Origin of the sequence: Streptomyces sp. NPDC051662 (assembly GCF_040681655.1) — a bacterium.
In the GTDB taxonomy this organism is placed as follows: domain Bacteria; phylum Actinomycetota; class Actinomycetes; order Streptomycetales; family Streptomycetaceae; genus Streptomyces.
On the sequence record NZ_JBFAZD010000026.1, the window covers coordinates 112,884 to 122,639 of the forward strand.

3 protein-coding genes and 1 tRNA gene are annotated in these 9,756 nt (G+C 67.9%); 1 reads left to right on the plus strand and 3 read right to left on the minus strand.

The genetic code is table 11. The features are described from left to right. Together AB0M67_RS32690 and AB0M67_RS32695 are read right to left on the minus strand one after the other, a co-directional pair. Entirely contained in the window at positions 1 to 669 is a 669-nt protein-coding gene (locus AB0M67_RS32690) for a response regulator (RefSeq protein WP_030350075.1), read from the minus strand. 277 nt (positions 670 to 946) lie between these two features. After that, a complete protein-coding gene (locus AB0M67_RS32695) occupies positions 947 to 6,493 on the minus strand; it encodes a HAMP domain-containing protein (RefSeq protein WP_365751177.1) in 5,547 nt (1,848 codons plus the stop codon). A 269-nt stretch (positions 6,494 to 6,762) separates the two neighbouring features. Between AB0M67_RS32695 and AB0M67_RS32700 the strand changes: the two genes are divergently transcribed. Next, positions 6,763 to 9,414 carry a SpoIIE family protein phosphatase gene (locus AB0M67_RS32700; protein ID WP_365751178.1) on the plus strand — a complete coding sequence of 884 codons (2,652 nt, stop codon included), beginning with the start codon at positions 6,763 to 6,765 and terminating at the stop codon, positions 9,412 to 9,414. A 50-nt stretch (positions 9,415 to 9,464) separates the two neighbouring features. On the opposite strand, the gene AB0M67_RS32705 is transcribed toward AB0M67_RS32700, so the two are convergent. Then, a tRNA-Thr gene (locus tag AB0M67_RS32705) sits at positions 9,465 to 9,537 on the minus strand. Positions 9,538 to 9,756: the final 219 nt, after the last annotated feature.

Below are 9,756 nucleotides of genomic sequence, written 5' to 3' on the forward strand. Positions count from 1 at the left end.
TCAGTTCGGCGAGGGAAGCGGCGGCGAACCGCTGCCCGTCCCCGGCTCCAGCGCGTCGAGCGCCCGTCGCAGACCGGTGAGTTTGCGCTCCAGATGGGCGGCGGTGGCCACGGCGGAGGCGTCCGCCGAATCGTCGTCCAGCTGTTTGGAGAGCGCTTCGGCCTGCTCCTCAACTGCCGCGAGCCGCGCGGACAGTTCGGCCAGCAGCCCGGCCGGCTCCCTGACCTCGCCCGCCCCGGCGAGCTGGAGTCTGAGCAGCTCGGCCTGCTCCTTGAGCTGGCAGTTCTTCATATACAGCTCGACGAAGACCGAGACCTTGGCGCGCAGCACCCAGGGGTCGAACGGCTTCGAGATGTAGTCCACCGCACCCGCCGCGTATCCCCGGAAGGTGTGATGTGGGCCATGGTTGATGGCTGTCAGGAAGATGATCGGGATATCGCGCGTACGCTCCCGCCGCTTGATGTGCGCGGCGGTCTCGAATCCATCCATCCCCGGCATCTGGACATCCAGCAGAATGACCGCGAAGTCGTCCGTCAGCAGCGCTTTGAGCGCTTCCTCCCCTGACGATGCCCGCACCAGCGTCTGATCGAGCGCGGAGAGGATCGCCTCCAGCGCCAGCAGATTCTCCGGCCGGTCATCGACCAGGAGGATCTTGGCCTTCTGCACCATGGCCGCCCGCCCTCCTCGCCCCGGCATGGGACGCCCCCTGCTCGCGGAGCTCGGCGAAACACCGGGCGCCGCCCCAGGGGACGGCTCCCTTACGCCGTCCGTCCTTGTGCCGGTCATCGTAGCCGCACCCCGCCTGTCGCCACACCCTGTCACCGTTATGTCACTGTGCTCGAAGCGGAAACGCGGCGCGAGACCAGAAGGTTCCCCGAATCACGGCGACTCACACGCCATCGGGCATATTCCGTCAGCACATCACACTGATTCGGGCACCCATCAATCACTTGTCGCGCATCCACTGCTCCATCACCGACAGCAGATGATCGGGGTCGACCGGCTTGGTGACATAGTCGGACGCGCCGGAGTCAATGGCCTTCTCCCGGTCGCCCTTCATCGCCTTCGCGGTGAGGGCGATGATCGGCAACCCGGCGAACTGCGGCATCCTGCGGATCGCCGTCGTCGTCGCGTAACCGTCCATCTCCGGCATCATGATGTCCATCAGAACGACTGTCACATCGTCGTGCTGCTCCAGGACTTCGATGCCCTCACGGCCGTTCTCCGCGTACAGCACCGACAGCCCGTGCTGCTCCAGCACGCTGGTGAGGGCGAAGACATTGCGGATGTCGTCATCGACGATCAGCACCTTCTCGTTGTCGAACGAGAAGGTACGGCTCTCCCGCGGCGCCTCCTGACGGCCCGCGGCGGCCACACCCGAGCCCCAGGACTCCAGCCCGCGCGGCCCGCCCGCCGGGCCGTCCGAGGTGGCCGGAGCCCCGCCCTGTGGCTGGGAGCCACGCTCCCCGGCGCCCGCGCTCTTGCGACGACGCCGGAACAGGGCGGCGGGACCGGGCAGTTCCGCGGGCGCGGAGGCCCCCTCCAGCCGCCCCTGCGCCTGTCCCGGCGCCTCCGCCGCACCGTCGTCCGACGGCTGACGTCCCTGCGGATGGAGGCCCGCCGAGGTCAGCTGCTGCATCCCCGCGGGCGTCAGCTGCGGATAGCCCTGCGGAGGCAGCTCGCTGGGGTGGAGCGGCAGATAGAGCGTGAAGGTCGAGCCACGCCCCGGCTCGCTCGCGGCGTGGATCTCACCGCCGAGCAGCCGGGCGATCTCCCGGCTGATGGACAGTCCGAGACCCGTGCCGCCGTACTTCCGGCTGGTCGTACCGTCCGCCTGCTTGAACGCCTCGAAGATGACACGCATCTTGCTCGCCGCGATCCCGATCCCGGTGTCGGTGACCGAGAACGCGATCAGATCGCCGTCCGCGTCCCGCAGCGAACCCGCCTCCAGCAGCTGCTCCCTGATGGCGTCCGGCACATCCGTACCGGCCGGCCGGATCACCAGCTCCACCGCGCCGCTGTCGGTGAACTTCACCGCGTTGGAGAGCAGATTGCGCAGCACCTGGAGGAGCCGCTGTTCGTCCGTGTGCAGCGTCGCGGGCAGCTCGGGCGAGACCCGTACGGAGAAGTCGAGTCCCTTCTCCGCCGTGAGCGGCCGGAAGGTCGCCTCCACATAGTCGACCAGCTGGACCAGTGCGATACGGGTCGGGCTGACGTCCATCTTGCCCGCCTCGACCTTCGACAGATCGAGGATGTCGTTGATCAGCTGGAGCAGATCCGAGCCCGCGCCATGGATCGTCTCCGCGAACTCCACCTGCTTCGGCGAGAGGTTCGACTCGGCGTTGTCCGCGAGCAGCTTGGCGAGGATGAGCAGCGAGTTGAGCGGCGTACGCAGCTCGTGCGACATGTTCGCGAGGAACTCCGACTTGTACCGCATCGAGACGGCGAGCTGCTCGGCCCGCTCCTCAAGCACCTGCCTGGCCTCTTCGATCTCGGTGTTCTTCACCTCGATGTCGCGGTTCTGCTGCGCCAGCAGTTCGGCCTTCTCCTCCAGCTCCGCGTTGGACTCCTGGAGGGCCTTCTGCCGGTTCTCCAGCTCCGCGGAGCGCTCCCGCAGCTGCTCGGTCAGCTCCTGCGACTGCTTCAGCAAAACCTCCGTCTTGGAGTTGACGCTGATGGTGTTGACGCTCGTCGCGATCATCTCGGCGATCTGGTTGAGGAAGTCCCGCTGGATATGGGTGAACGGCTGGAACGACGCCAGCTCGATCACACCGAGGACCTTCCCCTCGAAGAGCACCGGCAGCACGATCACATGCGCGGGCGCGGCCTCCCCGAGCCCCGACGAGATCTTCAGATAGCCCGGCGGCACATTGACCTGGATGGTGCGCTTCTCCTCGGCGGCCGTCCCGATGAGCGTCTCCCCCGGCCGGAAGGATGTCGGCATCGACCCCGCCGAGTAGCCGTAACTGCCGCGCATGCACAGCTCGTACGAGGCGTCCTTGCCGGTGTCCGTCCCGACCTGCGGCACCGTGCCGGTCTGCATCGCCAGGAAGAACGCGCCGTGCTGCGCCGAGACCACCGGGGTCAGCTCGCTCATGATCAGCGAGGCGACGTCGTCGAGATCGCGGCGGCCCTGCATCAGACCGGAGATACGGGCGAGATTGCCCTTGAGCCAGTCCTGTTCCTCATTGGCGAGGGTCGTGTCACGCAGATTGGCGATCATCGTATTGATGTTGTCCTGGAGGACCTGGATCTCGCCCGCCGCGTCGACATCGATCTTCAGGTTGAGATCGCCACGGGTCACCGCGGTGGCGACGGCGGCGATCGCCCTCACCTGACGGGTCAGGTTGCCGGCCATCTCATTCACCGATTCGGTGAGGTCGCGCCAGGTGCCGTCGACGTCCCGCACCCGGGCCTGGCCGCCCAGTTGCCCGTCCGTGCCCACCTCGCGGGCCACACGCGTCACCTGATCGGCGAACGAGGAGAGCTGGTCGACCATCGTGTTGATGGTGTTCTTCAACTCCAGGATCTCACCGCGGGCATCGATGTCGATCTTCTTGGTGAGATCACCCTTGGCGATGGCGGTGGTGACCGTCGCGATCTGGCGCACCTGTCCGGTCAGATTGGACGCCATCGAGTTCACGGACTCGGTGAGGTCCTTCCACGTACCGGACACGCCCGGAACCCGGGCCTGGCCGCCCAGTTCGCCCTCGGTGCCCACCTCCCGGGCGACGCGCGTGACCTCGTCCGCGAATGAGGACAGCGTCGTCACCATCGTGTTGACGGTGTCGGCGAGTTCGGCGACCTCGCCGCGCGCCTCGACCGTCACCTTCTTCGTCAGATCACCATTGGCGACCGCGGCGGAGACCCGCGAGATATTGCGCACCTGACTGGTGAGGTTGTTGGCCATGGTGTTGACGTTGTCGCTGAGGTCCTTCCAGATTCCGGTGACACCCCGGACCCTGGCCTGCCCGCCGAGGATGCCCTCCGTACCCACCTCACGGGCGACGCGAGTCACTTCGTCGGCGAAGTTCAGCAGCTGGTCGACCATCGTGTTGACGGTCGTGACCAGATCGAGGATCTCGCCCCTGGCATCGACGGTGATCTTCTTCGACAGATCGCCCTTGGCGACCGCCGTGGTGACTTCCGCGATATTGCGGACCTGCGACGTCAGATTGTTCGCCATGAAGTTGACGGACTGGGTGAGGTCCTTCCAGGTGCCAGAGACGCCCTGTACCTCGGCCTGGCCGCCGAGGATGCCCTCGGTGCCCACTTCACGGGCGACCCTGGTGACCTGCTCGGCGAAGTTGGACAGCTGGTCCACCATCGTGTTGAGGGTGTTCTTCAGCTCCAGGATCTCGCCGCGCGCGTCCACGTCGATCTTCTGGGACAGGTCGCCGCGCGCCACCGCCGTGGCGACGCCCGCGATATTCCTGACCTGCGCCGTGAGGTTCCCGGCCATGCCGTTCACGGAATCGGTCAGATCCCGCCAGACACCGGCGACGCCGGGCACCTGCGCCTGACCGCCCAGCCGTCCGTCCGTACCGACCTCACGCGCGACCCTGGTCACCTGGTCCGCGAAGGCCGAGAGCTGGTCGACCATGGTGTTGATCGTGTTCTTCAGCTCCAGGATCTCGCCCCGGGCGTCCACATCGATCTTCTGCGACAGATCACCGCGCGCCACGGCCGTGGTCACCTGGGCGATCTGGCGCACCTGATCGGTGAGGTTCCCGGCCATGAAGTTGACGGAGTCGGTGAGTTCCTTCCACGTACCGCTGACACCGTCCACCCGCGCCTGGCCGCCGAGCCGGCCCTCCGTACCCACGTCCCGCGCCATGACCGTGACCTGGTCCGCGAACGAGGACAGCTGCGCCACCATCGTGTTGACGGTGTTCTTCAGCTCCAGCATCTCGCCGGCCACATTGACCGTGACCTTCTGGGTCAGATCGCCATTGGCGACCGCAGTGGTCACCTGCGCGATGTCCCGCACCTGGCCGGTCAGGTTACGGAAGGCCGTGTTCACCGAGTCGGTGAGGTCCTTCCACGTCCCGGCCGCGCCCGGCACCTCGGCCTGGCCGCCGAGCCGGCCCTCGACGCCGACCTCGCGGGCGACCCGGGTGACCTCGGAACCGAACGACTGCAGCTGACCCACCATCGTGTTGACGGTGTTCTTGAGCTCCAGCATCTCGCCCGCGACATCGACGGTGACCTTCTGCGACAGATCGCCGTTCGCGACCGCCGTCGTGACCTGCGCGATGTCCCGCACCTGAGAGGTCAGATTGCGGAAGACGCTGTTGACCGAGTCCGTCAGGTCCTTCCAGGTGCCGGCCGCGCCGGGGACCTGCGCCTGGCCGCCGAGCAGCCCCTCGGCGCCGACCTCACTCGCCACTCGGGTCACTTCGTCCGCGAAGGTACGGAGCGTCTCCGTCATCTGGTTGATCGTCTCGGCGAGCTGAGCCACCTCGCCGCGCGCGCTCACGGTGACCTTCTGCGACAGATCGCCATTGGCGACGGCCGTGGTGACCTCCGCGATACCCCGCACCTGGTTGGTCAGGTTGCCGGCCATCGTGTTCACCGAATCGGTGAGGTCCTTCCACACCCCGGCCACCCCGGGCACGGTCGCCTGGCCGCCCAGCTCGCCCTCCGTACCCACTTCCCTGGCCACGCGCGTGACCTCGGAGGAGAAGGACGACAACTGGTCGACCATGGTGTTGACGGTGTTCTTCAGCTGGAGCATCTCGCCGGCCACATGAACCGTGACCTTGCGCGACAGATCACCCTTGGCAACCGCCGTCGTGACGAGAGCAATATCACGTACCTGAGCGGTCAATCGATACGCCATCGTGTTGACCGAATCCGTGAGGTCCTTCCACGATCCGGACATACCTCGCACTTTGGCCTGACCGCCGAGCTTGCCCTCGGTACCCACCTCCAGCGCCACCCGCGTCACCTCGTCGGTGAACGCCGAGAGCTGGTCGACCAGATTGTTGACCGTACGGGCCACCTTCAGGAACTCGCCGCGCAACGGCCGCTCCGCGCCCTCGGAGGAGTGCGAGCGCAGCTCCATACGCTGCTCCAGATCGCCCTCGGTGACCGCGGAGAGGACCCGGCCCACCTCGGAGACGGGCCGCGCCAGATCGTCCACCAGCGCGTTCGACGCGTCGATCGCGGCGGCCCAGGAGCCCTCACAGGCCCCGGTCTCCAGCCGTTCCGTGAGCTTTCCCTCACGCCCGACCATGCGCCGTACGCGGGCCAGCTCGCCCGTGAGATGGAGATTACGGTCGGCGACCTCGTTGAAGACGGCGGCCATCTCCGTCATCACATCGTCACCGGAGACGGTCAGGCGCTTACGGAAGTTGCCGTCCCGCATCGCCACCAAGGCCGCCAGGAGTCTGTTCAGCTCCGCCGCGTCCACCTCGATGGTCCCATTGCTTCGGGACCGTCCGCCTTTCGCGCGCGTGCCATTGCCACGCGCCGCCGTGCCAGACTCCACCGTGTCCCTCCCGCAGGGGTTGACCGTACTGCCCGAGCTGTCTCCGAAAGCCTGCCCAGTGTTTCACCATGCCCGAACCAGGCCATAACAGTTCGGCAGCTTCGCATAGCGTCCCCGCCCCCGCAGGGTGGAAACAGCGGCGACCGGCATCCGCTCGGACAGCGAAGGTAAGTAACCTGGCATCCGGCTGTCCAACCGTCCCGGTCCGCCCGGCAGGGGCGGTGTGGCGAAGGTACTACCACCGGGCACAAGGAGGTGCGGGGCCGATCATGGCGAAGCCGGGCGTCGAAACGCGTACGAGGAGTTCTGTGATCACCGCGCGGGCGGCTGCCAGCTTCGACCCTGTCGGGCGGTCCGTCGCGACGGCCCGCGCCTTCGTCCGCGACACGCTCCAGGGATGGGGCTACTCCGACGTCGTCGATGACGCCGTCGTCCTCACCAGTGAACTCGTCACCAATGCGGTGATCCATGCCGGTACCTCCGCCGATGTGCTCTGTCTGCGCACGGAGGACGGCGTCCGGGTCGAAGTGGCCGACCGCTACCCCGAACGCGAGGTCCCCATCCAGGGCACCGGCCAGTCGTTCGGCAGCCCGGACCGCGAGAACGGCCGGGGGCTGCTGCTCTGCGCCGCCCTCGCCTCACGCTGGGGCGTCGAGTACTCCCCGACGCACAAGCAGGTGTGGTTCCAGCTCGACCTGCCCCAGCGCCAGGTGGGCACCCGCTCGGCCGGCCCCGTCCTCCCCACCAGCCTGCTCCCCGTCGCGGACGAACGCGTACGGGTGGCCGTCGTCCAGATCGACCGCGCCGGCACCATCGTCAACTGGAACGAGGACGCGGAGCACCTGTTCGGGTACGCCGCCGAACAGGTCACCGGCAAGCCACTCAACGACATCGCCGCCTGGCCCCACACCCCCGGTATCGGCACGGGCATCGTCGAGGCACTCCAACTCTCCCGCTGGGAGGGCAGTTACGGCATCCGCGGTGCCGACGGCCGGGTCATCCCCGTCTACGCCTCCCATCTGCGGGTGCGCGACACCCACGGCGAGCCGTCCACGGTCTGCCTCCTCGTACGCGACGACGAACGCGCCGTCATCCAGACCCCATTGCGCGCTCCCGTGACCGACACCGGCTCAGAGAGCCGGAGCGCGGACCCCTTCGAGGTCTTCATCGGCTCCCCCGCCCCCGACGATCTCGACGGACTCCTCCAGCGCACGGTGGAGCGCGCCCGCGACATGCTCGACGGCGACTCGGCGTTCCTCCTCCTCGCCACGGACGACGAGACGGAGTTGGAGGTACGGGCCTCCACCGGCCTCCCCTCCGCCCGCCAGCGCTTCGCCCGCGTCCCTGTGGAGGCCGGCACGGGCCGTTACGGCTCCGCCCGCATGCCCGCCGTCCACGACGACCTCACGGCGGTCCCCGGGGCCGTCCCGCTGCTCAACGACACCGGCATGCGCTCGGTTGTGACCGTCCCGCTCAAGGTCGAGGGCAGACTCACCGGCTCCCTGGGCGTCGCCGCCGAAGGAGCGGCCCGCTACTCCAACGAGGAGGCGCTGCGCCTCCAGTTCGCCGCGGACCGCATCGCCCTGGCCGTCGAATCGGCCCGTCTCGGCGAACTCGAACGCCTGCGTCGCGGCTCGCTCTCGTTCCTTGTCGAGGCCTCCGATCTGCTCGCCGGCACACTGGACCGCGATCAGACGCTGGCCCTGATGGCACAGATGACCGTCCCCACCCTGGCCACCTGGTGCGCCGTCTATACGATCGCCGACCAGTCGTCGGACCCGTACCTCTCTTATGTGCTGCACGAGGACGAGGACCGCATCGACGGCCTCAAGGCCCTGCTCTCCAAGATCGACCCGCCGGATCCGGTCCCCGCGCCGGGCGCCCGTATCTGGACGGCCCCCGCGGACGCGGCCCATCAGGCCGCCCTGCGCACCTCCATGCGGCAGTTGGGAAGGGGTTCGAGCCCGGTCTCCTCCGGCATCGGCACAACGCTCGCGACAGCGGCGGCGGTCGGCGGCGAGACCGTCGTGCTGCCGCTGGTCGCCCGTAACCGCGTCATCGGCATGCTGACCCTCGGCAAGCCCTCGGACGACCACTTCCGCCAGGAGATCCTGGAACTCGCCGAAGACCTCTCCCGCCGAGCGGCGCTCGCCCTCGACAACGCCCGTCTCTACTCGGAGCGTACGGCCATCAGCCAGGCCCTCCAGCGCAGCCTGCTGCCGCCGGGACTGCCCCAGGTCCCCGGCGTCGAGGTCGAGGTCATCTACCGCGCCGCGGGCGAAGGCAACGAGGTGGGCGGCGACTTCTACGACCTGTTCCCGATCCGGGACGGCGCCTACGGCTTCGCCATCGGAGACGTCTGCGGCACGGGCCCGGAAGCCGCGGCCGTCACCGGCCTGGCCCGGCACGCACTGCGTCTGCTGGCCCGCGAGGGATTCGGCGGCCCCGCCGTCCTTGAGCGGCTGAACGCGGCGATCCTCGACGAGGGCGCCCGCAGCCGCTTCCTCACGCTGCTCTACGGCGAGTTGTGGCCCCAGGAGGACGGCAGCGCGGTCCTCAAGGTGGTCTGCGCCGGCCATCCGCTCCCGCTGCGCCTGCGCCAGGACGGCACGGTCGAACCAGCCGCGGAACCGCAGCCGCTGCTGGGTGTCATGGAGGACCTGGAGCTGTACGAGCAGATGGTCACCCTCGACCCCGGTGACGTCCTCCTGTGCGTCACCGACGGCGTCACGGAACGCAGGGAGGGCACACGCATGCTGGGCGACGACGGCCTGGCCGACGTGCTGACGACCTGTACGGGCCTGACGGCCGGCGCGGTCGCCTCCCGCGTACTGCGCGCGGTGGAACGCTTCGCGGCCGAGCCGGCCTCCGACGACATGGCCATCCTGGCGATGCGCGTCCCGGAGCCCCACAACGGCTGACACAAACGCGAAAGGCCCCCGCCGAGTGGCGGGGGCCTTTCTTTTACTTGAGCCCCAATACGGAATCGAACCGTAGACCTTCTCCTTACCATGGAGACGCTCTACCGACTGAGCTATTGGGGCGCGGCAACGAGATAAAGCATACACGATGATCGGAGATGCACAGCACCATCCCCAAGGGAAACGGGGATGGAACACGGGGAACATGACAGGAGAACACGGAAGGCGAACGCAGGAATGCCCCGTACCAAAAGGCACGGGGCATTCCCACAATGATTGTTCGGCGGCGTCCTACTCTCCCACAGGGTCCCCCCTGCAGTACCATCGGCGCTGTGAGGCTTA